The organism is Cryptosporangium sp. NPDC051539 (assembly GCF_044454545.1).
Taxonomy (GTDB): Bacteria; Actinomycetota; Actinomycetes; order Mycobacteriales; family Cryptosporangiaceae; genus Cryptosporangium.
On the sequence record NZ_JBITDV010000009.1, the window covers coordinates 351,909 to 374,541 of the forward strand.

Here is a 22,633-nt window from a genome sequence, read left to right on the forward strand (position 1 = left end):
TGTGGTAACGGAGATTGCCGTCCGGTGGGATCATGTGGCAGTTAAATGTCAAAAGGTATTTTCAGCACAAAGAGACATAGACGGCGTGCGCTAGACTTCCGACGCGTCCCTCCGCTATGGAGAGAGATGGTCTATGGCGAGCATTTCGTTAGCCGATGTGCACCCGAAGTTGGCCGAGGCGTACGCAGCACTACTCGAGCATCCGAACGGTGATCTCGCCGACTTCGCCGCTCGGCTCGGCGTCGATGAGTCCGCGGCCCGTGGTCTGCTCGACCGGCTGGCGGCCATGTCGCTGGTCGAGGAGCGCGAGCGGGAGTACGTCGCGCTGAGTCCCCTTCTCGCCATGCAGCAACTCATCCTCCGGGAACGCTCCCTCATGGAGCAGCGGCAGGAGTTCTTGCGCGAGAGCTACCTGACCCTCACCCAGTTGATGCCGAACTGGGTGGATCGCCGTCCCGGCGACGCCGCGCCTCCCCTCATCGAGGAGATCACCGATCTGGCTGCCGTCCGCCGGCGGATCGAGGAACTGGCCGTCGGTGCACAGCACGAACTCCTGGCCTTGACGCCGCCCGCGCGCGATCCGCACGCGTCCCGTGCGGCCGCCCGGGCGGTCGACCGCAGTGTGCTGGACCGTGGCGTGGTGATGCGGACCGTCTACCCGGAGTCGATCGTGGAGGACGCCGGGGCCTATGCCTACGCCGAGGAACTGGCCGCCGCCGGCGGACTCGTTCGCCTCTGCCCCAGCCTGCCGACGCGGCTGATGCTGGTGGATCGGCTCGTCGCGGTGGTGCCGCACGAGCCGCAGGACGGCACGCGCGGCTGCGTGATCCTCACCCACCCCGGCACGGTGGCCGCACTGGTCTCGCTGTTCGACGCGTACTGGGACGCCGGTCGCGCGGTGTCGGCGGTCGTCGACGACGACGAGTGCTCGGCCATGGAACGCGCCGTGCTGCGGCTGCTCCAGCAGGGCATGAAGGATGACGCCGTGGCCCGCCAGATGTGCCTCTCGGTGCGGACGATCAGACGCTGCATTGCCGACCTGATGATGCGCCTGGACGCATCGTCGCGTTTCGAGCTGGGCGTCGGGGCCGTGCAACGCGGTTGGCTCTGAGCGGTTGTAACCGGCAATATCCGTTATGACCGGCGTGGCATCGTGCTGCCATGACAACGCGTTTCGTCCCCGGACTTAGTGACAGGCCACTGACGGTCTGGTTCTGTTCAGCTATCACAGTCAGGATTGCGTTACGGGGTGTATCAGATGCATATCCGAATTGTTAGCGCCATTGTCGCCTTCCTCTTCTCTTTCTTCGTCGCGCTCACGGTGAATCCCGCCAGTGCGAACGCCGGCACCGAACGCAGTGGCATCTCGAGCGTGGCTCCGGCCTCCGAACCCGGTGACTGCTGGAGCACCGAGTGGGGCTCGCGGTAGAGCTGACCGGCCGGCGAAATGGTCACCGTCGACGTTGTAGATGATCATGCGATCAGCCGCTGGGGCCTCCAGCGCGCTCTGGATGGCGCGGGTGACATCGAAGTCACCGGCCTGTTCGGTGCGGTGGGGGAGCTCAAAGCGAGCTGGTGCCGGTTCCCGGCTCCCGATGTGGTGGTACTCGACCTCTACCTCGCCGACGATCTTCCGTGCGTCGACGTGGTGGCCGACCTCAGCCGGCTCGCGCCGGTGCTCACCGTGTCGGCCTCCCGACGCCCCGGCGACGTCGCCGTGTGCCGGGGAGCCGGCGCGCGCGGCTTCGTCCACAAGGGCTCGTCACCCGAGACGCTCGTCGCGGCGGTACGGAGCATCCAACGCGGTGGACTGTTCTTCCACGGGTACGACGAGCCCGAGCCCGCGGCGACGACGCTGAGCAACCTCTCGCCGCGGGAGCGGCAGGTGCTCGCCTACATCGCCGCCGGCTACACCCATGAGCAGGCCGCCCGCAGGATGGGCGTCAGCCGGCACACCGTGGACACGTACGTCAAGCGCCTGAGAGCCAAGGTGGGGGACGGCAACAAGGCCCACCTGACCCGGATGGCGCTGCTCGCGAACGTGTCGGTGGATCCGGACGGGACGTGAAATGCGGGTCGCGCTCGTCGAGCTCGGTCCGCCTCTGACCGAGCCGGCGGCCGGACCGGCGGAGACGATCGGCGCGAGGCCGACGCGTCCGAGCCGGCTCTGGTTCCGCACGTGGGACGTCGTCATCGTCGTCGGGGATCCGGAGGCACCGGGATTTCCGCTGTACCGGCTCGTCGCCCTCGCCCGGCGGCACGCGGTCCTGCTGATCTCTCCGGCGCGGATGCGTAGCGCCCTCGACACCGCGTACGCCTGCGGCGTCCGGGGCTATCTGTTCGCTGACGCGTCGGGCGAGCAGGTCGAGGCGGCCACCGGGGCGGTGGCCGCCGGCCGGGGCGATTGGCCGGCCGGATGGGTACCTGCGGCGGAGCCGGTGCCGCCGGCCGGAGGGGTCTCCGCGGCGGAGCGGGTACCGACGGCCGGACGCCGACGACTGGTAGCCGTGGCCGTCGGTGCATCGCTCCTGGCCCTGCCGCTACTCCTGGCCGGCGCGCAGGCGTCACCCAGTCTGGCCGCGGCCGGCGCCGAGCTGGCCGCGGCGCTCGGGTTCGGGCTGGTCTGGCGTCGCCGGACGATCGACCACAGAGTTCTGCTCGGGCTCAGCGCGAGCCGGGCCCGGGTCGCCGAGCGGGCCGCGTTCTCCCGGGCGCTGCACGATCGGACCCTGCAGACCGTGGAGACGCTGGCCGCGGACGCCGATCTGCCCGACGGCTGGCTCCGGCGCCACCTCGACGACGAGGCGCGCTGGCTGCGCGGACTGATCGAGTCCGGGGTGGAGCCGGGGGACAGGGATCTGGTGAGCGCGGTGGCCACGGTGGTCCACCGGTTCCTCCGTCCGCCTTTCGCGGTGACCTTCGTGCACGACGACCGGGTCGGCCCGTTGCCGGCGACGGCGGTCGCGGCCCTGGCGGGTGCGGTGAGCGAGGCGCTGACCAACGTCGTCAAGCATGCCGGCGTCGACCGGGCCGAGGTCACGATCTCCGTCGGCGGGCACCAGGTGGTCGCGGAGGTGGCCGATCACGGGCGGGGCCTCACCGGCACCGGGCCGCGCCGGGGCGGCTTCGGCATTCGGCATTCGATCCACGGGCGGATGGCCGAGGTCGGCGGCAGCGCCGAGGTGCGGACCGGGCCGCAGGGCACCGTCGTCCGGCTCGTCTATCCCGGCGCTGACGTGGCCCGCTCCTGGCAGCGACCACCGGCAGCGTCCTGACCGCGGGCGCCGCCGGCCCGCCGGCACGGGATCACGGCTCCGGGTCGATCGGGGTAGCCGCGGGCGCGCCGGAGTGAAATGACCGGTCGGGGCGCGGTGACCAGGCGACCTCGCGCAGTCCGAACACGGTGGGGGCGATCCGGGTCTCGTCGCCGGCGATACCGATCGCCCGGATCGGCGTGACCGGCAGCAGCGGATCGTGGGGTGGCGCCACCGTGGGCCGTACGTTCTCAGGGCCGTCGTCGAGGGCCGCGCGGGTTTCCGGCCGTCGAGCGGGAGGCCGGAGATCGGGAGGCCGGCGATCGACGGGTGACGTGACCAGGGACAGGTCCGGCGTGCGCCGGGCGGAGCGACCGCGAAGCCAGGCGAGCACGGTTGCCGTGCGTTTGCGCCGGACCGGGTCAGGGCTCGACACGACGGTGAGCGAGGGCGAAAGGGGACGGCGCTGTCGGATACGGGGCACATCAGTTATTCGGAGCCGCGCGGGACTTGGATTGGTGCGGGATTGCCGTCGTGGCGGAGGAAGCACTCGAGCCGGTCGACCGGGTGCCGACCGGGCCCACGATCACCTGACCGCGATGGCAGGCCATCGCGGTCAGGTGATCGTGGGGTCACTCGACGGTGACGACGACCGAGTGCCAGCCGGTCGCGCCGTCGGGGAAGGGTTTGGCGCGCCGTTCGGGCTGGGTCGCGCCGGTGCGGTCGGTCGCCCGCACTTCGAGGGTGTGCTGGCCGGGCGTGGCATCGGTCGCGTCCCAGTTCCAGCGCCACTGGCGCCAGGTGTCCTCGGACGGGACCGCCGCCAGCGTCGCGGTGTTCCAGTCGCCGCCGTCGACGCGTACGTCCACCCGTTTGATGCCTCGGTGCTGGGCCCAGGCGACTCCGGCCACCGTGATCCGTCCGGCCTTCGAACCGGCCAGGGGACGGGGGGTGTCGATGCGGGAGAACGTCTTGATCGGTGCCTGGGGCTTCCAGCCGCGCTTGACCCAGTACGGATCGAAGTCGGTGAACGAGGTGAGTTCCATGTCGACGAGCCATTTGGTGGCCGACACGTACCCGTAGAGGCCGGGTACGAGCATGCGGACGGGGTAACCGCGCTCGATCGGCAGCGGTTTGCCGTTCATGCCGACGACGATCAGCGCGTCGCGGCCGTCGCGGACGACGGAGGTCGGTGTGCCGCAGGTCCAGCCGTCGATCGACTTGGTGACGATCTGGTCCGCACCGGCTTCCGGCCGCACCTCGTCCAACAGCGCTTTCAGGGGGACGCCGAGCCAGCGGGCGGTGCCGGCCAGTGTGCCGCCGACCTCGTTGGAGACGCAGGAGAGCGTGATCACCCGTTCGACGAGGTCCCGGTCGAGCAGGTCCTGGTATGTGAGCGTCAGCGGATTGCCGACCCGGCCGTGGATCTTCAGACGGTAGTCGTCGGTCGAAAGCTGGGGCACGGCCAAGGCGGTGTCGACCCGGTAGAAGTCCTTCTCCGGGGTCAGGAACGGCGTGAGGTCGGGCAGCCCCAGGTCGACGCCGGCCACAAGTGGCGGCGCCGGGTCGGCCGCCGGGGGCAGGGTCAGCTTCAGCCGTTCCTTGGCGACGTCACGCAGGCTGCCCAGGTACCGCCCGGTGGCGCCCAGACCCGCGGCGACGACCAGCACCGAGCCCGACAGCAGCAGGAATCCGCGCCGCGAAGTCGCTACCGGCGTGGCCGGAGTCCGTGTTCTCATCGCGTCGGCCGGCGCGATGCCGTCGTACGGCTCCGACGCCCCGGCTTCCCGCGACACGGACCCGGCTTTCCGGGGCACGGACATGGCTTCCCGAGGGGCCGACCCCACCGCGGCCCCCCGGGAAGCCAGGAACAGCAGCACCGCGACGCCGAGCGCGGCCCCCACCAGCGAGGGCAACCACGCGAGCGGCCCGGCGCCCGGACGGGTCACGGCGGCGAGAATCCCGACCACCCCGAACAGGGCGACCCCGGCCGCACCCACCATCCGGCGACGCAGCGACACCACACCGCACGCCACCGCGAACAGCGCCACCAGGACGAACACGCCGGTGAGCAGCGCGACCTTGTCGTTCTGCCCGAACGTCCGGATACCGAAGTCCTTGACCGGACGGGGCACCAGGTCGATGACCGCCAGACCGACCGCGATGACGGGCGACGTGCCGCGTCCGATCAGCGCGGCCACCGGCTCGGCCGACCCCAGTGCTGCGCCGGCAGCGGCCAGCCCGGTCAGGGCGCCGAGGCCGAGCGTTCTCCTCCGTGTCACATGAGGTGTTCGAGGCCGGTGACGATTCGGATTGGTGCCGTTCGGAGAATTTTCGAATCTCGTGACGGCAACACCGTCCCGGCGGACACTTCCGCGCCCCTGCGCCGCCGGTCCGATGGGAGCCGAACGCGGAGAGGTCGCCCGCTACTGCGGGGTGGTCGGCACTCCCTCGCCGGCGAAGTACGGCTCGGCCGCCTCCAGGCGGGGCACCTCCACGCCCAGCCGCCGCGCTTCGGCCAGGGTGTCGCGGCAGACCGCGCGCAACTCCTCGGGGTTGGCGTGGGCCCGCATCACCCGGCGGGTGGGCGGGAAACGAGAGAAGAGCGTGGCGAGCAGGGGAGCCATCAACCAGATGGGCGCCTTGAACGGCAGCAGTTCGTTGCGATGCCGCCGCGGATCGACGCCACGTGCCTCGACGAGCGGTAGCAGTTCGCGGGTGGCCCGGATCGCCTCGCGCAGGTCGCTCGTCCTCAGCCCGGCCAGCGAGCCCACCTTCAGGCTCTGGGTGTGCAGGCCCGCGTTCTGGATGAAGTGGATGAACAGCCAGCCCCGGAAGTCGGAGTTCTCCCCGATCCGGAAGCCGGCCCCGCGGAACACCTCGCGCACCGCCTGTTCGCGCTCGGTCGGTGGCCGGTCCAGAGTGCCGAAGAAGACGAGAGGCAGCAGCGCCGCCCGCAGCACGCCGTCGTCGCCGAAACCACCGCCGGCCCCGGGAAATCCCCAGGCCACCCGGTCGGCGGGGAGTTGCTCGACCGCGGTCGACGGCTCGGTCCACAGGTTGTTGAAGACGAGAACCGTGGCCCCGCCGACGAGCGGTCCCAGAAACGCCGCGGCCTGGGCAAAGCTGTAGTGCTGCACGCTGAGCACGATCAGGTCGAAGTCGTGGTCGGCCTCCAGCGACTCGCGGTAACGCACGGGCCACGTCTCGGCGACGCGCTTGCCCCACGGCCGTTGCCGCGTGTCGAGCAGGTCGAGGTCGATCGCGTCCCCGTACTCGGCGGCCCGGCCGGGCCGGACGTAGAACTCGACGTGATGGCCGGCCCGTTCCAGGGCCCATCCATACGTCGCGCTGATCACGCCTCGGCCGAACATCAGGATCTTCACGATGCCCCTCGCAGCTACAATCGGAGATCATCTCCACTTGGGAAAATATGGAGATCATCTCCACTTGTCAATGGGAGGGGACGCGTGACCGAGGCCAAGCCGCTGCGCGCCGACGCGCGCCGCAACCGGGACGCGCTGGTCACCAAGGCCCGCGAACTGTTCGCCGACGGCGGTTTCGACCTGCGGTTCGACGACTTCGCGAAACTGGCGGGCGTCGGTACCGGCACGCTCTACCGCCACTTCCCCACCCGGGAAGCCTTGGCCGAAGCGGTTTATCGCGAGGAGCTCGTCGCGATGTGCGATCGCGCTCGCGAGCTGCAGGCCACGCTCCCGGCCGACGAGGCGCTGGAATCCTTTCTGCGCGGTCTTCTCAGCCACCTGAACGCCCACGAAGGCTTGGCCCGCAGCCTCGCGACGCTGATGGCGACCCGGACCGGCGCGCTGGCCGAAGGGGCCCAAGCCCTGGGGCAGGTCATCAACGACCTGCTGGCCGCCGCGGTCCGGACCGGAGCCGTCCGCGACGACGTAGGGGCCGGCGCGGTCATGATGGCCTTTCAAGGAATCTGCGCGTCCTACGACCACCCGGCCTATCGAGCCGACGCCGACGGCGTCATCACCCTCGTCCTCGACGGCCTCCGCGCCGTGCCTGAACGCGGTCGTCGGCCGGTCCGCTGAGCGGTCCCGGCCGGCCACGGCGACCCACCTGCCCGCGCTGTTCCGGGCAGGTGGTGGGGGTGAGACGCCTATTCGGCGCCGGGGATCAGGTTGCCGACCAGGCCCCGGCGGACGATGCCGGTCGTCCCGAACTCCTCGACCAGGCGGGCGTTCGCCTCGAGCAGCTGGGGAATCGGCTCGGTCAGGTCGATCGGCACGAGGAAGGGCTGCCGGGCGGGAAGACCGGTGTGCCAGTACACCTCGCAGCGGTTGCCCTCGGGGTCGAAGAAGTAGATCCCGAACGCGTTGCCGTGGCTGACGATCATGTCGAACACGACGTCGTTCTCGAGGAACCGCTGATGCATCTCGATCAGCTCGGGCAGCGTGTTGACCCGGAACGAGATCTGCTGGATGAGCTTGTTGCCGTCGGCCGCGGGCCCGACCGAGCGCCCGGCGACGAGCTGGAACTCGTGGTGCTCGAAGCCCGGGCGGGCGCTGAAGAACCGCATGCCGAGGTCGAGGTCCTCGTCGGTCACCGTGAGTCCGAGAACGTCCCGGTAGAACCGGGTGCTGGCCTCGAGGTCGGTGCAGAAAACTCCGAAGTGTCCGAGTTCGGCGATAGCCATGGTGATTTCCTCCGGTCGTCGGTGTCAGGCGTCCGCGTAGAGGCGGACGAGTCGCTGGGTCTCGTCGTCGTCCCGCCAGCCGGCGGTCGCGCCGCCGTCGACGCTGAAGTTCTGCCCGGTGACCCAGGTCGACTCGTCGGAGGCGAGGTACACGGCGAGCTGGGCGACGTCGTCGCCGGTTCCGGGACGCTGCAGCAGGTGGTTCCCGAGTTGCCAGGCGCGCCCGGTGGCGTCGACGGCGGCGTCGGTGGACGGCGACGCGACGAAACCGGGAGAGATCGTGTTGACGCGCACCCCGAACTCCGCTCCTTCGACGGCGAGTGACCGGCTCATCGAGACGATCGCGCCCTTGGCCGCGGAGTGGGCGACCTGCCCGAGCGGACCGATGCCCCGGAGGGCGGAGTAAGACGCGGTGTTGAGGACCGATCCGCCACGCTCGCACAGGTGCTTCCAGGCCGGGCTGGTGGTGTGGAAGACGATGTCCAGCTCCACGCGCATCACGTGCCGCCAGAGTTCGAGCGTCATCCGGGAGAACTGCGAGAACCCGAATCCGGCCGCGTTGTTGTAGAGCACGTCGATCCCGCCGAGGGTCTCGGCGCCGCGCTCGATCCACGCTTCGGCCGCGCCGGGATCGGCGAGGTCGACGTCGTGCCCCCAGGCCTCGTAGCCCTTGTCACGGAGCTCTGCGGCCGTGGCCTCGGCCGCGCCGGGCCGCAGGTCACAGCCGATGACCCGGGCGCCCTGCTGCGTGAAGAGGCGCTGCGCGGCGGCTCCCTGCCCACCCGCGGTTCCGGTGATCAGTACCCGCTTACCGGCGAGCCGGCCGGGTGCGTCGTTGATGGTCATGTCGGTCCTCCCTCGTTGGTTTCCGACGTCTCTCGGAGGTGGTACCAGAGCCGGGGGAGCAGGTCGCGCTCCACGGCCTGCCAGGCGTCGATCTCGGTGTCGGTCAGTGACCGGACCGGTCCGCTCGCCGTTGCCGACAGCCAGGCCTGACAGGCGGCGGACAGCAGCCACAAGCGGGTGACGGCGAGCCCGGGGTGCTCGGCCGTCGCCGCCGCGCCGTTCCCGCGCAGGAGCAGCGCCGCATGTTCGCCGAGGGTGTCGGCGGCCGCGTCCGCGAGCGCCCGGTCGCGCAGCAGGCGGGCGTCGTCGTGGACCGGGATCGCGCGCCCGGCCCAGCACGCCTGCCCGTGCAGCGGCCGGAGTGAGCGGGTCGCCGCGGCGGCGGCGAACGCCGCGGGTGGCTGGCCCCGGGCGATCGCGTGGACGTCCGGCCGCCGCGCGTAGACGCTCAGGTGCAGCCAGCTTTCGCCCGGTGCTCCGGGCGGCAGCGTGGTGGCGTCGAGCGGGACCCGGATCAGGTCGCCGTCACCCACGCCGGCCAGTGGCGCGGCCGGCGTGATCAGCAGGTGGCCGTCGTCCCGGGCCGAGACGTGCCCGAACGCGGTCACCAGGCCGAGCGCGGCCAGTACCCGGCCCGCGGTCGCCACGTCGGCGCCGACGTCAGCGCCGTCCACTAGCTCGGCACGCCGGAGACCACGCGCCGCACCGCCTCGAGCGTGGCGTCGACCGCCCGGAGGTAGTCGCCGGTCATCCCGTCGGCGTACGCCAGTTCCTCGGCCGAGCCACCGGGAACACCGGCCACGACCAGCGCGAAGCTGAACCGCAGCCCGAGGTCGTCGTCCTCACCGTCGATCTCGTTCGCGATCGTGCCGAGCACCGGGCCGGACAGACGAGTGAACACGATCCGGTGCGGGCTTTCCAGCGTGATGCGCTCGGTGAACCGCTGACCGCGGAACTCGATCTCGCGGTCGAACACGGTGTCGCTGTGCCGGTTGCTGACCACGCATAACGTCATCGACGGCACGAACGGCAGCGCGTTGTCGGCCTTCATCACCAGGCCGTTCCAGACGTCGGAACGGGTCAGCCGCGGCCGGCCGGGTCCGTTCGCCGGAAGGCGGTGGGAAACGTAGATCATCGTCGATCCTCCTCGCGCACGACATTGGTGATTTCGCCCAGTCCGTCGATCGCCACCCGGATCGTGTCGCCGTGGCGCAGGAACAGCCCCTGCCCGGCTCCGACGCCGGCGGGTGTGCCCGTGGCGATGACGTCGCCCGGCTCGAGCGTGGCGACCCGGCTGGCCGCGGAGATGAGCTCGTCGACCGGGCAGATCATGTCGGCGGTCGACTCGTCCTGCCGGAGCTCGTCGTTCACCCACAGACGAACCCGCAGCCGCTGCGGATCGGGGACCTGGGACGCGGGTGTGATGCCGGGCCCCAACGGAAGCGACATGTCCTCCGCTTTCGAGGCGAACCAGTCGTACTGGAACGCCTCGGCCGGCACGTTCACGCGGCGGTGGTATCCCCGCGCGGTCACGTCGTTGGCGACGCAGTATCCGGCCACGTGATCGAGCGCCCGGCCGACCGGGATGTCACGTCCCCCGAGGCCGATCACCACGGCCAGCTCGGCTTCCCAGTCGTACCGGGCCCGCTCGGCGTCGCGGATGACGATCGGGTCGGTCGGGCCGACCAGCGTGGTCGTCGGTGGCTTGAGGAAGAAGTACGGTACCCAGTCGTCCCCGGGCACCTCGCCGCCCATCTCCCGGATGTGCCGCCGGTAGTTGACGCCCGCGCACAGCACCTTGCGCGGCCAGGTGATCGGCTGGAGCAAGTGCGCGTCGGCGACGACCGGAGCGCCGTCGAGCGACCATCCGGCGAGCACCCCGGCCGCGGCCGGCCAGTGATCGAGCAGATCCAGCATGCTCGTCCACTGCTTGAGCTCCGGCGGTTGCACGACGGTGCCGTCCTCGAAGCGGACGCCCAACCGCGTCTCGCTCCCGTCGGCGATCGCGACCAGGGCGTAGTTCATACAGTTTCTCCAGCGAGCTGTGCGTGCACGGCGGCGATGTCCAGCTCGGCCCAGCCGTCGGCCATCGCCTTGTCGAATACGGTCTTGGCGGCCGTGAAGACCGGTGTGTTCACACCCGACGCGGCGGCAGCGGCGGCGATCTGTACGAGGATGGCGTGCAGGGTCTCGATCGGGCCGGGAGCCGGCGTCCACTGCTGGGCGCGCATGACCGGCCCGCGCTGGGCGAGGATGGCCGACGAGCTGATCGACGTGTCGAGCGTCCGCTGGACCAGCTCGAGGTCGAGTCCCAGGTTGCGGGCCAGCAGGATGGCTTCCGCGGCCGCCACCGTGTGGATGCCGATCAGCAGGTTCGCGACGTACTTCATGCTCGCCCCGGCGCCGAAAGCGCCGACGTCGACCCAGCGCCCGGAGATGGCGTCGAGCACGGGGGTGACCGCGTCGATGCTGGCTTGCTCGCCGGAGACGAACGTCGTGGCGAGCCTCGGTGCCACCATGCCGGGGCTGCCGCTGATCGGGCAGTCGAGCAGATCACCACCGGCCGCGCGGACGGCGTCGCGGACCGCGGCCTTGCGGGTGACGTCGGTCGTGCTCATCTCGATGTGCACGGTGCCCGGGCGCAGGCCGTGCACGGTGCCCCGGGGGCCGAGGACCACTTCTTCGACCGCGTCGGCGTCCGGCACGATCGACAGCAGGACGTCGGAGGCGGCCGCGACCTCGGCGGGGGAGCCGGCGAAGGTGCCGCCGGCCGCGACGAGCTCGGGGCTGCCGGACCGCCGGAAGCCGGTCACGCCGAAGCCGCGTTCCATGAGGTTCCGGGCGATCGGTAAACCCATCTTCCCCAGCCCGATGACTCCCACATTCATTGTGGTCACCTTCCTGTCAGGCCCAGGCGTGGGTGCCTGCGCCGAGGGAGATTCGTATCTCGACCGCGCCTTCGTTGACCCGCCATCCGAAGATCTCGACGCTCCGCAGGCCGGCGAGCACGAAGGGATCGGACTCGGCGATCGTCCGCGCGTGCTCGGCCGACTCGGCCCTCAGGACCGTGACGCCCGAACCGGGCCGGACCCGGGGCCCGGTGGTCAGCGGGCCGGACAGGAACACGGTTCCGGCCTTCTCCAACTGCAGCAACCAGGCGACGTGCGATTCGACGTGGCTCTCGATCTCCGCGGTGGTGGTCGTCTCGGCGGGGGTCGAAAGGACGAGCCAGTAGTCGCGCCCGAGAAGCGTCATAGCGAAACTGTATGCAGTTTCGGGGGAAGGTCAAGGGCCGATCTGTATGCAGTCTGAGTTCGCGGTCGTGGACAATGGCGGCATGGCACGCACTCCCACGCTCGTCCCCGGCCTGCGGAAGATCGACCTCCCCGAGGTCCGGCAGGCCATCCCCGCGCTGCACGCGTACCTGCGTGAGTGCGTGCTGGACGGCACGCTCGTCCCCGGCACCAAGCTCTCCCAGGTGGCGCTGGCCGACCAACTCGGCGTCAGCCGGACGCCGCTGCGCGAGGTGCTGCGGATGCTGCAGGAAGAGGGCCTGGTCGAGATCGAACCGAACCAGCGGACCCGGGTCGCCGGGCTCGACCCGGAAGAGCTCGACGAGGTGTACGCCAGCCGGATCCTGCTGGAGACGCTCGCGCTGTCGATGACGCTCGACAGCTTCACCGTCAAGGACCAGCGTCGCGCCAAGGCGATGCTGACGTCGATGCGCCGGGCGGCCAAGGCATCGGACTTCCGGCAGTGGTTCGAGTCGCACGGCGAGTTCCACCGGATCCTCACCGCCGGGGCCGGGCCGTCGCTGCGACGACAGCTCACCGCCTACGGCGACCGCAGCATCCGCTACATCCGCATCTACCAGCTCGCCGACCCGACCAGCTGGCAGACGGCCGGCGACCTCGAGCACGCCGCGATCCTCGAGTCGCTGACCGAGCACGACGGTCCGGCCGCGCTGTCGGGTCTGGCGCATCACCTGGCCCGCACCGCCGAGCGGGTGCTGACCGATTGCGCCCCCGGCTACGAGATCACGGCGGTGACCCACGCGCTCCGCCTCGTCGATCACCAGCCCGATCACCAGCCCGATCACTAGGCGGGTCACTAGGCCGACAGGAACGGATCCACGACGGCGAGGAACTCGGCGGTCTTCTCGATCATCGTCCAGTGGCCGCAGCCGCCGATGACGTGCAAACGGCAGTCCGGAAGCAGATCGACGAGCGCTTCGGACGACGATCGCCAGGGCACGACCCGGTCCTCGCGACCGTGCACCATCAGCACCGGCTGGTGCACCGCCGTCAGCTCCGCACCGGAGAGCGCGAGGTCGTCGACCCAGCGTTGCCGCGGCGCCGGGAACATCGCGGCCCAGGAATCGGCGACCGCGGGATCCAGGCTCGACTCGTAGCGCATCCGCACCAGATCGTCGGTGATCAGGCCGCGGTCGTAGGCGAACAACCCGATGACTTCCCGCATCGCCTCGACGCCCGGCGAGTAGCCCCAGACCGTGTCCAGGCCGGCCGGAAGTGGCATCGCCACCCCCATCGTGCCCATCAACACGATCCGCCGGACCCGGGCCGGCCGGGCCGCCGCCAGCGACAGCGCGATCGCGCCGCCCATCGAGTTGCCGATCACGTCGACCTCGGTGACGCCGAGCGCGTCGAGGAGCGCCAGTGCGTGGGCGGTCCACGCCTCGCGTCCGAACGTCCGCGGCTCTCCGGTCGCGGTGCCGCCGAAACCGAGCTGGTCGGGGGCGATGACCCGCCGTCCACTCCGCAGCGCCGGAAGAATCGGACGCCAGTTGGCCGCCGCGCTCACCCCGGGCCCGGAGCCGTGCAGCAGGAGGACCGGAGGTGACGCGCTACCCGTGTCGCCGGTGTCGATCACCGCGGTCGCGACTCCGGCGACGTCGACGACGTACTGCTCGATCGCGATCGTCATGCCTGCCTCAGTTGTGGTTGCGTGGAGACCCGCCGGGTCGGGCCGAGCCACATGTCGATCGATCCCGGCTCGTCCGGGTCGAACGTGCGGGGCCGCCAGGCGTCTTCGTCCTCGATGCGGCGCACGCCGAACGAGTACTCGTAGGTGAACCCCTCGGGACCGAGGAAGTACAGGAACACGGCGGTCGACTGCGGGTGCCGGCCCGGCCCCATCTCGATCTCGACGCCCTCCGCCTGCAGGAAATGCCAATTGCGGAAGACGTCGTCCAGCGTCGCCACCTGGAAGTTCAGGTGGCAGAGGCCCGGACCGTCACCACGGAACACCGCGAGTTTGTGATGCACCGGGTCGATGCGGATCAGGCACGCCGCGTCGCCGATCCAGTCGGAGACCCGGGCGTTGAAGTGCGTGTTCCAGAACCGGTAGGCCTCCCGCACGTCCGGGGCGTCGAGGCACAGGTGGCCGAACTCGGTGATGCCGGCGGGACGGGTGAACCCGACCGGCCGCGTGATGGTCTCCTGGTGGGCGACGAGTTCGACGCGGTTGCCGAACGGGTCGTCGAACCCGACGAACGACCGGACGCGGCGCGACCGCGCGGCGGCCGCGTCGCCGCGCGTCACGGCGTATCCGGCCCGTTCGAGGTGCCGCTCCGCGGCGGCCAGCGCGTCTTCGTCGCGGACCAGGAACCCCGACGAGATGACGCCGGACGCTCCTTCCACCAGCGCCAGGCAGTGGTGGCGCGAGTCGGCGCGTAAGTGGGCGACGCCGGGTTCGGTCGGCTCGGCGAGTTCCAGCCCGACGACGCGGGTCGCGAAGTCCACCGCCTTGGTCAGGTCGGCGGCTCCCGAGCGCACATAGGCGATGTCACTCAGCTCGATCATGAGCGAGTTCCTCTCAGGCGAACACGGGTGCCAGATCGATGTAGATCTGCCAGTGCCGCACCAGGTCACCCTCGAAAGCCAGGATGTCGGCGTTGGGCACGGTGACGTGCTTGCCGTCCTTCCGGGTGTACTCGACGTCGATCCGGACGATCGTGTCGCCGTCGAGGTCCCAGCGGTCGACGATGCGGTGGCTCAGCCCGTCGATCGTGGAGAAGAAGCCGGCGACGGCGTCCCGTACGGCGGCGCGTCCGACTACCGGCTCGCCGTTCCCGAAGACGAAGACGACGTCCTCGGTCAGGTGAGCGACGAACTGGTCGGGGTCGAATGAATCGATGGCAGCAAAAATGGCGGCGACGTTGCGGCTCATGGCTGTCTCCTGGCGGCGTGTGGCGCGTCATCGAGCGACGATCGTGGAGCGATGGTGGCGGCCTCGGTACGGCGTCCCATCCGTGCTCACAGGGTTGCTGAGGCAAAACTGTATGCAGTTTTGGGCCGATGTCAAGGGTCCGGCGGCGGTCGGCGAGTCGGTTTCGCGGATCATCCGGCATGTGCCCGGCGGCCCGGGCCGATCCGGTGTGGACCGCCGGCGGGGCCTGCCGCCGAGGGTGCCTGGCGGCGACGGGTCCCGGCCCGGCGTCCGGAGCGACGGGACGCACGGGAGGTTGTTAGCGTGCGCGCATGACGACTGACCACGGGCGGGCCGCGGGGACCGTGTTCGCCGCGGCGGCGGGAGCGCTGGCCGGCGCGGCGTTCACCGGCCGCCGGGGGGCACGTGCGGCGGCGGCCGGCGGTCTCGCCGGTGCGGCGGCGCTGGCGGCCGTGGAGGCGGTGGCGCGCGCACGCCAGCGGCCGGGAGAGGTTCCGGCGTGGTGGTCGCGCGTGGTGATGAGCGGTGCGCTCGCGGCTCCGGCCGGGTGGCTCGGCGGGCGGGTCACGACGGCCGGGCCGGTGGCGATCGGCGTGGCCGCCGGGGCGGTCGCGGGAGCCCTAGGGCTGCGTCCGCAGAAGGTGGCGCTCGGGCCGGTGGTCGGCGGTGCGATCGGGTGGGCGTGGCAGCTGGCGCGGGGCTCGGACGCGGCGCCCGCGGCGGTTGCGGCGAGTGCGGTCGTCGGCTTCCGCGCGCTGTCGGCGGTGGTGTTCCGCGATCCGCAGGTCGACCTGCTGGCCGAGCAGGTACCGGCCGAGGAACTGCCGTTCGTGGTCCCGCTCGAGGCGCGCACCGGTTTCGTCGGCACCGGCTACGTGCGCAAGCTCGCTGAGGTGCTCGGCGGGACCTACCGGGCCGACGCCGAGGACGTGGGAATCGTCGCCTCGCTCGACGACCTCGCCGGTCCGCAGTTCGATCCCGCGGGTGTTGATGCCCTCGTGCGTGAGTTCTACGAGCACACCACCCGGTTCCGGCTCGACATCGTCCCCGAGTGGCGGCTCTGGGTGCGGCCCGGCTACCTGCTCTACCGGACGCTCGTGGCGCGGCCGCTGGGTCAGGCGAACGTGCCGATGAACCAGCGCGAGACCCTCCGTGGCGTGCGCAGCCGCATCGACACCATCACGCCGGACGGCACGGACCTGATCGGTGTCCGGGGCTGGATCCGCTCGTTCGCCGACACCGACGAGGCGATCTACGTCGGTATCTACACGACCTACCGGGACGACGGCCGCGGCTACGTCAGCGTCGGGTTCCCGGTGCCGCAGGGCAGTTTCACGGCGACGTTGCTGCCGATGCCCCGCCAGGACGGCGGGCTCGTGCTCACCAGCCGCAGTGAACTCGCGCACCCCGGCCACTACCTGAGCTACGTCGACCCGGAGACGCGCGCGCTCACCACGCTGGCCGTGCCCGGCTTCGCCGAGCGTCTCGACGTCTACACCGACGCCGGCGAGCTGCGGGCCGAGCACGCGTTCTCCCTGTACGGGATGCCGTTCCTGGTGCTGCACTACACGATCCACCGCAAGCACCCCGGCTAGGAGGCCCCGGCCAAGATAGATACACTCTGTATCTTGACGCGTGTCCTTGTCGCGTGCACGCTAATGACCCGAACGTTACGGGTAATTAACGAGGTGACGCGATGGTGCGACGGGGCAAGTTCGCTGGACCGGTTCGAGGCCTGCGCTTCCGGACACCGACACGCTCCGGCGTGACCGACGACGAGGGCACGTTCGAGTACCAGGACGGGGAAATCGTCACGTTCCTGGTCGGCCAGGTCCTGCTCGGTGCGGCCCGGGGCGCCGACCGGCTCACGACGGCCGACATCGTGGCCCGCGTCGGTGGAAACGTGAACAAGCTCGCCGACCCGGGGCTGACCAACATCGCTCGGTTCCTGCAGACCCTGCACGTCGGCGACGACCTCGCCGACGGGATCACGCTCACCCCCGAAATCCACGAGCTGGTCGGCGACCGTCCCGTCGACTTCCGGTACGGGCTGATGTCGCTCCCCGGCGCGCCGGTCGACCCGGTCGCGGCCTTCACGACCGATCCGGTGGTCGTCACGTTGCTCGACGACCTCAACGCGTCCGGAATCCGGGGCGTCGGATCCCCGCGCGGCCTGCGCTCCCCGTCGGCGGCCCGCAACGAGGTCCGCCGCTCGGTGCTGGGCATCCGCCGTTACCGCGACGTCTCGATCCCGCTGAAGAACGGATCGCACGTCTTCGCTGACGTCTACCGGCCCGACAGCGACAAGCCGGTACCGGTGATCATGAACTGTGGCGTCTACGGGCGAGCCTTCGTCCACCACTCCACCGCGACCCCGGAACAGGTCGAGCAGCACGAGGTGATGGAGGACCGCTACTTCAGCGGCAACCCGGACGGATACGAGTACGAGAACCACGAGACCGTCAACACCGCTGACTGGGTTCCGCACGGGTACGCGCTCGTCCGGGTCGACGGTCCGGGCGCGGGAAAGAGCCCCAGCACGCTCGGCATCTGGGGCATCGACGAGGCCGAGGCGTACTTCGACGCGATCGAGTGGGCCGCCGAGCAGACGTGGTCCAACGGCAACGTCGGGTTATGGGGGATGTCGTACTACGCGATGAACCAGCACGCCGTCGCGAGCCTGAACCCGCCCCACCTCAAGGCGATGATCGCCATCGGCACCGATGCCGACCTCTACGAGGAGGTGATGTACACCGGCGGCATCCTCAACGAGGAATTCTTCCCCAAATGGTTCCGCGGTGCGATCCTGCCCGCGATCTGCGGCCGGGCCGACGTCAAGGATTTCCTGGCCACGGCTCGCGCCAACCCGTTCAAGGACTCCGACCCCGACGCGATCTTCGGCCCGCGCGCCGAGGTGCTGATGAGCCCCGACCTCAGCGCCGTGACGGTGCCGCTGTGGTCCGTGGCGGCGACCTCGCATCCCGGCCACTTCCACCAGCTGGGCAGCAGCGAGACCTACCTGAACACGCCGACGTCGGACAAGAAGCTGGACTTCTGGGAGGATTGGTTCCTCAAGTCCTACGCGCCGGACACCGTGCGCGATCACCGGGCCTTCTTCGACCACTGGCTCAAGGGCGTCGACAACGGCATCATGGACCGGCCGCCGGTGCGGCTCGAGATCCGGACCGGCCTCGGAGCCTCGTACCTCCTGGAGGAGGACGAGTGGCCGATCGCGCGCACGGAATACGTGCGCTCCTATCTCGATGCCGCGACCGTCGACGCGGATCTCGAGATCGACTGCGAACACGTCCTCCGCCTGTCCTCCGCCGTCCCCGACGCCGATCGATCGGTGACCTACTCCGCCGAGGTCGACCCCGCCGATCCCGGCCGGCCCGCGCCGGGTCTCGGCGGTCGTCTGCCGGCGACCGCTCCGTGCCGCGGTGCCACGTTCATCAGTGAGCCGATGGAGCGCGATTCCGTTCTGGCCGGCTACGCCAAGCTCGTCGCCTGGGTCTCCTCGACCAGCGCGGACATGGACATCCACGTCGGAGTCCGCGTCCTCGACGAGGCCGGCCGCGAGGTGGACTACTGCGGACCGGCCCTGATCCCCGGTATCGGAACGCACTTCTACCCGCTCACCAAGGGCTGGCTGAAAGTCTCCCACCGGCGCCCGGACCCGGCCCGATCGACCGAGTACCGGCCGAAACACACCCACCTCGAGGCGGACTACGCCCCGCTCCGACACGGCGAGATCGTTCCGGTCGAAGTCGAGATCGTGCCCAGCACCGGCCTGATCCGCAAAGGGCATCGGATCCGCGTCGACCTCGAGCCGTACACCGGCGTCGGGCACGGCAACCGCCACGGTTACGACCCGAGCTATCACGACGGCGCCCGGAACACGATTCACACCGGGCCCAGCCACCCCAGCTACATCCAGTTCCCCCTGCTGCCCGCCACCCCGCTCGACGCGTGAGCCTGCCGCGTACCCGGGCACACGCCCACCAGGAGAAACCATGAACATCGACGAACTCGGCGCACGCGCGGAGATCCACGACGTCCTGCTGCGCTACTGCCGCGGCCTCGACCGGGTGGACATGAGCCTCGTCCGCGGCGCTTTCCACCAGGACGCCTGGATCGACTTCCCGAAGAGCTTGCACGTCGGCAGCGTCGACGGCTTCGTGGACTTCCTGGCCGCGGAGATGCCGGATTTCGAGCGGACGATGCACTTCCTCGGCAACAGCCTCATCAACTTCGACGGACCGGACGTGGCTCACGTCGAGACCTACCTGAGCGCTGACCACCAGGGCTCCGGCCGCTCGCGCTGGAAGCACGAGACGGTCAAGCTCTGGGCTCGCTACCTCGACCGCTTCGAGCGGCGCGAGGGCGTCTGGCGGATCGCCCGCCGGCGGATGGTCGTCGACTGGATGTTCAAGTATCCGTCCGAGGGATGGTTCGACGATCACCCCGACGCGTCGGTGACCCGGCGCGACGGAAGCGACCCGGCGTTGCGGGCGACGGCCGGATTCACCGGTACGCCGGCGGCCACGGACGAGTGGCCCGCGTGATGGCGATCACCGCGAGCGCCGGGCTCGACCGGCCGACGGGACAGGAGCTCCGGGCCCGGCTGGCGGAGATGCGGACCTGGTTGCGCGAGCACCAAGCCGTCGCGGAACAGCAGCGCCGGGTTCCCCAGCAAACCATCGAGCGACTCGACGAGGCCGGGGTCTTCGCCCTCGTCACGCCCAAGAGGTACGGCGGCGCCGACTTCACCACCCGCGAACTGCACGACATCTACCGGGAGTTCGCTCGTGGGTGCGGTGCCACGGCCTGGGTGGTCTGGGCCGCGGCCGGCGGCAACCTGTGGAGCTGCGCGTTCCCGGAGGACGTCGTCGCCCCGGTGTACGAGTCGCCCTGGATCGGCAACCGGACCTTCGCGCTCGGCGGGACGAGCCGCCGGATGTCCGGCACCGCTCGGCGGGTGGACGGCGGTTGGATGATCAACGGCGTCTGGCCCTTCGCTACCGGCAGCGTCCACGCCAGCCACGGTTACCTCGCGGTCTTCTACGACGAGTCCGACGACTCGAAGCTCGGCATGGTGCTGGTCCCCAAGCGCGATCTGGTGACGCGCGACGACTGGGACGCGATGGGGCTGGCCGCCACCGGCAGCCAGACCGTCGCGACCGACGGCGAATTGTTCGTGCCCGACGCTCGATTCAGCACGCCGGAGAAGCTGGCGGCACGACTCGACCAACTCACCGGCCAGGGTCTCGGTCCCCGGCGGGGCGGAATCGTCCGCTCGCTGGTCGTCTGCACGGCGATCGCGCTGGGGATGGCCGACCAGGCCATGGAGGTGTTCCTCGCCGGGATCACCAAGCGCAGCATCCCGTACTCCCCGTACAAGACCCAGGTCGACGCCCCGATCACGCACCACGTCGTCGGCCGTGCCCATGCCGAGTTGCGGGCGGCCGGACGAGTGGCCGACGCCGCGGTGGCCGAGCTGGATCGCCTCGACGCGGCCGGGGCGGAGCCCTCTGCCCTGCAGTCCCTCGAACTGCACACGGATGCCGCCTACGTATGGGACACGTGCGCGGCGGCCGTGGAGACCCTCTTCCGTGCCTCGGGGGCCTCGGCGATCATGAAGCGGCAGCCGCTCCAGCTGATCGCCCGCAACTCCCGGGCCGGCAGCATGCACGGGGCGAACGGCATCAACACCTGGCTCGAGAACCTCGGACGCGAGTTGTGCGGTGCCGAGGCGGGTGTTCTGTCCACCAGCGTCCTGGAGCGCGGCGGCCGTGGCTGACCCGCGCGACCCGCAGCACTTCCGGAAGGTTCTCGGGCACTTCCCCACCGGCGTCGCGGCCGTGACCTCGATCGGTGAGGACGGGGGACCGATGGGCATGATCGTCGGATCGTTCACGTCGGTCTCGCTCGATCCGCCTCTGGTGGCGTTCCTGCCCGCGAAGCAGTCGAGCACCGCGCCCCGGATCGTCGGATCGGGTCGCTTCCTCGTGAACGTCCTGGGTGCCCATCAGGAGCTGGTTTGCCGAACCTTCACCACCGCGGGTGACCGTAAGTTCGAGTTCGTCCGCTGGACCCGATCGCCGGGCGGATTGCCGCTGGTGGACGATGCTCTCGCCTGGATCGAGTGCGACGTCGAGGCGGTCCACGAGGCGGGGGATCACGACATCGTGGTGGGCCGGGTCCGGGCGCTGGACGCCGGGGGATCGGCACCACCACTGGTCTTCTTCCAGGGCGGCTACGGCCGGTTCGCCTCGTTGAGCCTGGCTGCCGTCGGCGAGCCCGATCTCGTCGACCAGCTCCGGTTGGTCGACGTCGCCCGGCCGTTCATGGAGGAGCTCGCCGCTCTGACCGAGGTCGAGTGCCTGGCCTCCAGCGCGATCGGGGAGGAGAGCGTCCTTCTCGCCACCGCGGGCACGCCGGTGGACGGCCGGAGGTACAGCCGCGTCGGGCAACGCCTGCCGCTCGATCCACCGCTGGGTGCCGCGCTGGTGGCGTGGTCGACGGCCGCGTCGTCGGCCTGGAAAGCGCGGGCGAACGCGGGCAGCGGCCCGGATCGGGCCGACGAGCTCGATCAGCTGCTCGCCCGCGTGCGGAGCCGGGGTTGGTCGGTGACCACCTGGAGCGACGACCTGCGCGCCTTGGAGACCACGGTCGACGACACGCTTCGCCACGGGGTGACACCGCGGGCCCGGTGTACCGTCCGGGAACTCGTCGGTCAGCTCACGACCGAGCACGAGCCGGCCGATCTCGACGGTCTCGGTCGCGAGCATCGCCTCCGCAGCGTCACGATGCCGGTCAGGGACGGCCGCGACGAGGTCGTCCTCCAACTCACCCTGCGGCTTCCGTCCGGCACGGGACCGGCCGACCTCGGCCGTTTCCTCGTCCCGCTCCGCCGGACCGCCGAGCGTGTCTCCGAGGCACTGGCCTCCTCCCTCACGATCGATCCGGGGACGGCTCGCTAGCCTCTGCTGGGGGACCGTCGGCGACGAACCACGAGGATGGGATGAGTACGAAGAGGCGGCACGGTGCGGAGCTGGAGACGGCGATCCACGCGGCTGTCCTCGACGAGCTCGGCGAGCGGGGCTACGCGGCGCTCACCTACGACGGGGTCGCGGCGCGGGCCGGCACCAGCCGGCCGGTGCTGTACCGCCGGTGGGCGACCAAGGCCGAGATGGTGCTGACGGCCGTGGTCGCCGACCGGGCCGAGGTGATCGTCTCGCCGGACACCGGACGACTCGCCACGGACCTGTACGCGATCCTCGCCTCGATGCGCGAGAACTTCGTCACCCCGGTGCGTTCCACGATGCTCGGGCTGCTCGCCGACCTCGACGCGGACGCGGCGGAGTCCGTGCGTGTCCTGCTTTCCCGATGGGGCGCCGACCTGGTCGGCCCGGTGGTCGCGCGAGCCCGCGCTCGTGGCGAGATCGGGTCGGCGCCGGTGCCGCGGGAGGTGCTCGGCCTGCCGTTCGACCTGGCCCGGCACGAGCTGACCTTCCGGGGCGCACTCCCGGAGGAGCGGATCGGCGTCATCGTCAGCGTCCTCGTGGTTCCGCTGATCGAGCTCTACGCCGGCTCGGCCGAAGACTGAGATCCGGCGGCACTCGGGCCGCCCGCGCCTTGACGGGCCTCGCGTTGTCCCAATAACCTGCCGAAACAT

At 70.5% G+C, this 22,633-nt stretch carries 25 protein-coding genes; 11 read left to right on the forward strand and 14 right to left on the reverse strand.

The annotated features are described in order from the left end of the window. The first annotated feature begins 157 nt into the window (after window positions 1-157). A complete protein-coding gene (locus ACIBZJ_RS28085; protein WP_395934712.1) occupies window positions 158-1,111 on the forward strand; it encodes a LuxR C-terminal-related transcriptional regulator in 954 nt (317 codons plus the stop codon). Between the two features lie 143 nt (window positions 1,112-1,254). Here ACIBZJ_RS28085 and ACIBZJ_RS28090 read toward each other — a convergent pair whose 3' ends face one another. Continuing rightward, window positions 1,255-1,455 carry a hypothetical protein gene (locus ACIBZJ_RS28090; RefSeq protein WP_395934714.1) on the reverse strand — a complete coding sequence of 67 codons (201 nt, stop codon included), beginning with the start codon at window positions 1,453-1,455 and terminating at the stop codon, window positions 1,255-1,257. Here ACIBZJ_RS28090 and ACIBZJ_RS28095 point away from each other — a divergent pair. Together ACIBZJ_RS28095 and ACIBZJ_RS28100 are read left to right on the forward strand one after the other, a co-directional pair. Next, on the forward strand, window positions 1,448-2,068 hold the full coding sequence (locus ACIBZJ_RS28095; protein ID WP_395934716.1) for a LuxR C-terminal-related transcriptional regulator: 621 nt from the start codon (window positions 1,448-1,450) through the stop codon (window positions 2,066-2,068). The two genes, ACIBZJ_RS28090 and ACIBZJ_RS28095, sit on opposite strands and share 8 nt — an antisense overlap. A 1-nt stretch (window position 2,069) precedes the next feature. Next, window positions 2,070-3,275, forward strand: a complete 1,206-nt coding sequence (locus ACIBZJ_RS28100; protein WP_395934718.1) for a sensor histidine kinase — start codon at window positions 2,070-2,072, stop codon at window positions 3,273-3,275. Window positions 3,276-3,306: 31 nt separating this feature from the next. Here the strand turns inward: ACIBZJ_RS28100 and ACIBZJ_RS28105 are convergent, their stop codons facing one another. The 3 genes from ACIBZJ_RS28105 to ACIBZJ_RS28115 all read right to left on the reverse strand — a co-directional run bounded on the left by ACIBZJ_RS28105 (window position 3,307) and on the right by ACIBZJ_RS28115 (window position 6,640). Then, the gene (locus tag ACIBZJ_RS28105; RefSeq protein ID WP_395934720.1) at window positions 3,307-3,489 is read right to left on the reverse strand and encodes a hypothetical protein; all 183 of its coding nucleotides are present in this window, start codon (window positions 3,487-3,489) and stop codon (window positions 3,307-3,309) included. Window positions 3,490-3,886: 397 nt separating this feature from the next. Continuing rightward, window positions 3,887-5,536, reverse strand: coding sequence for a molybdopterin-dependent oxidoreductase (locus ACIBZJ_RS28110; RefSeq protein ID WP_395934722.1), 1,650 nt, complete (start codon window positions 5,534-5,536; stop codon window positions 3,887-3,889). A 144-nt stretch (window positions 5,537-5,680) separates the two neighbouring features. Further along, the gene (locus ACIBZJ_RS28115) at window positions 5,681-6,640 is read right to left on the reverse strand and encodes a ketopantoate reductase family protein (RefSeq protein ID WP_395934724.1); all 960 of its coding nucleotides are present in this window, start codon (window positions 6,638-6,640) and stop codon (window positions 5,681-5,683) included. Between the two features lie 84 nt (window positions 6,641-6,724). Here ACIBZJ_RS28115 and ACIBZJ_RS28120 point away from each other — a divergent pair, with 84 nt between their 5' ends. Next, window positions 6,725-7,315 carry a TetR/AcrR family transcriptional regulator gene (locus tag ACIBZJ_RS28120; RefSeq protein ID WP_395934726.1) on the forward strand — a complete coding sequence of 197 codons (591 nt, stop codon included), beginning with the start codon at window positions 6,725-6,727 and terminating at the stop codon, window positions 7,313-7,315. Window positions 7,316-7,383: 68 nt separating this feature from the next. On the opposite strand, the gene ACIBZJ_RS28125 is transcribed toward ACIBZJ_RS28120, so the two are convergent. From ACIBZJ_RS28125 to ACIBZJ_RS28155, 7 genes are read right to left on the reverse strand one after another with little or no spacing between them, the layout of a single operon-like run. Further along, complete coding sequence (locus tag ACIBZJ_RS28125) at window positions 7,384-7,920, reverse strand: VOC family protein (RefSeq protein ID WP_395934728.1); 537 nt, start codon at window positions 7,918-7,920, stop codon at window positions 7,384-7,386. A gap of 24 nt (window positions 7,921-7,944) precedes the next feature. Beyond that, window positions 7,945-8,766: an SDR family NAD(P)-dependent oxidoreductase gene (locus ACIBZJ_RS28130; protein WP_395934730.1), complete on the reverse strand. Its 822-nt coding sequence runs from the start codon at window positions 8,764-8,766 to the stop codon at window positions 7,945-7,947. After that, complete coding sequence (locus ACIBZJ_RS28135) at window positions 8,763-9,440, reverse strand: class II aldolase/adducin family protein (protein WP_395934732.1); 678 nt, start codon at window positions 9,438-9,440, stop codon at window positions 8,763-8,765. The genes ACIBZJ_RS28130 and ACIBZJ_RS28135 overlap by 4 nt, the downstream gene beginning before the upstream one ends. After that, window positions 9,440-9,901 carry an SRPBCC family protein gene (locus ACIBZJ_RS28140; RefSeq protein WP_395934734.1) on the reverse strand — a complete coding sequence of 154 codons (462 nt, stop codon included), beginning with the start codon at window positions 9,899-9,901 and terminating at the stop codon, window positions 9,440-9,442. Before ACIBZJ_RS28140 ends, ACIBZJ_RS28135 begins: the two co-directional genes overlap by 1 nt. Continuing rightward, window positions 9,898-10,791, reverse strand: coding sequence for a fumarylacetoacetate hydrolase family protein (locus tag ACIBZJ_RS28145; RefSeq protein WP_395934736.1), 894 nt, complete (start codon window positions 10,789-10,791; stop codon window positions 9,898-9,900). The genes ACIBZJ_RS28140 and ACIBZJ_RS28145 overlap by 4 nt, the downstream gene beginning before the upstream one ends. Beyond that, window positions 10,788-11,654 (reverse strand): NAD(P)-dependent oxidoreductase, encoded by an 867-nt coding sequence (locus tag ACIBZJ_RS28150; protein ID WP_395934738.1) that lies wholly within the window; start codon window positions 11,652-11,654, stop codon window positions 10,788-10,790. Before ACIBZJ_RS28150 ends, ACIBZJ_RS28145 begins: the two co-directional genes overlap by 4 nt. 16 nt (window positions 11,655-11,670) lie before the next feature. Next, on the reverse strand, window positions 11,671-12,021 hold the full coding sequence (locus ACIBZJ_RS28155) for a YciI family protein (RefSeq protein WP_395934740.1): 351 nt from the start codon (window positions 12,019-12,021) through the stop codon (window positions 11,671-11,673). Window positions 12,022-12,103: 82 nt separating this feature from the next. Between ACIBZJ_RS28155 and ACIBZJ_RS28160 the strand changes: the two genes are divergently transcribed. After that, a complete protein-coding gene (locus ACIBZJ_RS28160; RefSeq protein ID WP_395934742.1) occupies window positions 12,104-12,868 on the forward strand; it encodes a GntR family transcriptional regulator in 765 nt (254 codons plus the stop codon). An 8-nt stretch (window positions 12,869-12,876) separates the two neighbouring features. Here ACIBZJ_RS28160 and ACIBZJ_RS28165 read toward each other — a convergent pair whose 3' ends face one another. The 3 genes from ACIBZJ_RS28165 to ACIBZJ_RS28175 are packed head-to-tail and all read right to left on the reverse strand — an operon-like array spanning window position 12,877 to window position 14,955. Next, entirely contained in the window at window positions 12,877-13,710 is an 834-nt protein-coding gene (locus ACIBZJ_RS28165; protein WP_395934744.1) for an alpha/beta fold hydrolase, read from the reverse strand. After that, entirely contained in the window at window positions 13,707-14,588 is an 882-nt protein-coding gene (locus tag ACIBZJ_RS28170) for a VOC family protein (RefSeq protein WP_395934746.1), read from the reverse strand. The genes ACIBZJ_RS28165 and ACIBZJ_RS28170 overlap by 4 nt, the downstream gene beginning before the upstream one ends. A 13-nt stretch (window positions 14,589-14,601) precedes the next feature. Beyond that, window positions 14,602-14,955 (reverse strand): nuclear transport factor 2 family protein, encoded by a 354-nt coding sequence (locus ACIBZJ_RS28175; RefSeq protein ID WP_395934748.1) that lies wholly within the window; start codon window positions 14,953-14,955, stop codon window positions 14,602-14,604. A 311-nt stretch (window positions 14,956-15,266) separates the two neighbouring features. Here ACIBZJ_RS28175 and ACIBZJ_RS28180 point away from each other — a divergent pair, with 311 nt between their 5' ends. From ACIBZJ_RS28180 to ACIBZJ_RS28205, 6 genes are all read left to right on the forward strand, one after another. After that, complete coding sequence (locus ACIBZJ_RS28180; RefSeq protein ID WP_395934750.1) at window positions 15,267-16,550, forward strand: hypothetical protein; 1,284 nt, start codon at window positions 15,267-15,269, stop codon at window positions 16,548-16,550. A 170-nt stretch (window positions 16,551-16,720) separates the two neighbouring features. Continuing rightward, window positions 16,721-18,928 (forward strand): CocE/NonD family hydrolase, encoded by a 2,208-nt coding sequence (locus ACIBZJ_RS28185; RefSeq protein WP_395934752.1) that lies wholly within the window; start codon window positions 16,721-16,723, stop codon window positions 18,926-18,928. A 40-nt stretch (window positions 18,929-18,968) separates the two neighbouring features. Beyond that, complete coding sequence (locus tag ACIBZJ_RS28190; RefSeq protein WP_395934754.1) at window positions 18,969-19,520, forward strand: nuclear transport factor 2 family protein; 552 nt, start codon at window positions 18,969-18,971, stop codon at window positions 19,518-19,520. Beyond that, window positions 19,520-20,755 carry an acyl-CoA dehydrogenase family protein gene (locus ACIBZJ_RS28195; RefSeq protein ID WP_395934756.1) on the forward strand — a complete coding sequence of 412 codons (1,236 nt, stop codon included), beginning with the start codon at window positions 19,520-19,522 and terminating at the stop codon, window positions 20,753-20,755. Before ACIBZJ_RS28190 ends, ACIBZJ_RS28195 begins: the two co-directional genes overlap by 1 nt. Then, complete coding sequence (locus ACIBZJ_RS28200) at window positions 20,748-21,938, forward strand: flavin reductase (protein ID WP_395934758.1); 1,191 nt, start codon at window positions 20,748-20,750, stop codon at window positions 21,936-21,938. Before ACIBZJ_RS28195 ends, ACIBZJ_RS28200 begins: the two co-directional genes overlap by 8 nt. Window positions 21,939-21,979: 41 nt before the next feature. Continuing rightward, the gene (locus ACIBZJ_RS28205; protein WP_395934760.1) at window positions 21,980-22,564 is read left to right on the forward strand and encodes a TetR/AcrR family transcriptional regulator; all 585 of its coding nucleotides are present in this window, start codon (window positions 21,980-21,982) and stop codon (window positions 22,562-22,564) included. The last annotated feature ends 69 nt before the right edge of the window (window positions 22,565-22,633 follow it).

Excerpts from the sequence above, each read along its gene's own strand:
- ACIBZJ_RS28125 (WP_395934728.1), bottom strand. The coding sequence starts at position 7,920 with ATGGCTATCGCCGAACTCGGACACTTCGGAGTTTTCTGCACCGACCTC.
- ACIBZJ_RS28170 (WP_395934746.1), bottom strand. The coding sequence starts at position 14,588 with ATGATCGAGCTGAGTGACATCGCCTATGTGCGCTCGGGAGCCGCCGAC.
- ACIBZJ_RS28095 (WP_395934716.1), top strand. The coding sequence starts at position 1,448 with ATGGTCACCGTCGACGTTGTAGATGATCATGCGATCAGCCGCTGGGGC.
- ACIBZJ_RS28165 (WP_395934744.1), bottom strand. The coding sequence starts at position 13,710 with ATGACGATCGCGATCGAGCAGTACGTCGTCGACGTCGCCGGAGTCGCG.
- ACIBZJ_RS28180 (WP_395934750.1), top strand. The coding sequence starts at position 15,267 with ATGACGACTGACCACGGGCGGGCCGCGGGGACCGTGTTCGCCGCGGCG.
- ACIBZJ_RS28150 (WP_395934738.1), bottom strand. The coding sequence starts at position 11,654 with ATGAATGTGGGAGTCATCGGGCTGGGGAAGATGGGTTTACCGATCGCC.
- ACIBZJ_RS28130 (WP_395934730.1), bottom strand. The coding sequence starts at position 8,766 with ATGACCATCAACGACGCACCCGGCCGGCTCGCCGGTAAGCGGGTACTG.
- ACIBZJ_RS28100 (WP_395934718.1), top strand. The coding sequence starts at position 2,070 with ATGCGGGTCGCGCTCGTCGAGCTCGGTCCGCCTCTGACCGAGCCGGCG.
- ACIBZJ_RS28175 (WP_395934748.1), bottom strand. The coding sequence starts at position 14,955 with ATGAGCCGCAACGTCGCCGCCATTTTTGCTGCCATCGATTCATTCGAC.
- ACIBZJ_RS28145 (WP_395934736.1), bottom strand. The coding sequence starts at position 10,791 with ATGAACTACGCCCTGGTCGCGATCGCCGACGGGAGCGAGACGCGGTTG.
- ACIBZJ_RS28195 (WP_395934756.1), top strand. The coding sequence starts at position 19,520 with ATGGCGATCACCGCGAGCGCCGGGCTCGACCGGCCGACGGGACAGGAG.
- ACIBZJ_RS28190 (WP_395934754.1), top strand. The coding sequence starts at position 18,969 with ATGAACATCGACGAACTCGGCGCACGCGCGGAGATCCACGACGTCCTG.
- ACIBZJ_RS28140 (WP_395934734.1), bottom strand. The coding sequence starts at position 9,901 with ATGATCTACGTTTCCCACCGCCTTCCGGCGAACGGACCCGGCCGGCCG.
- ACIBZJ_RS28155 (WP_395934740.1), bottom strand. The coding sequence starts at position 12,021 with ATGACGCTTCTCGGGCGCGACTACTGGCTCGTCCTTTCGACCCCCGCC.
- ACIBZJ_RS28205 (WP_395934760.1), top strand. The coding sequence starts at position 21,980 with ATGAGTACGAAGAGGCGGCACGGTGCGGAGCTGGAGACGGCGATCCAC.
- ACIBZJ_RS28160 (WP_395934742.1), top strand. The coding sequence starts at position 12,104 with ATGGCACGCACTCCCACGCTCGTCCCCGGCCTGCGGAAGATCGACCTC.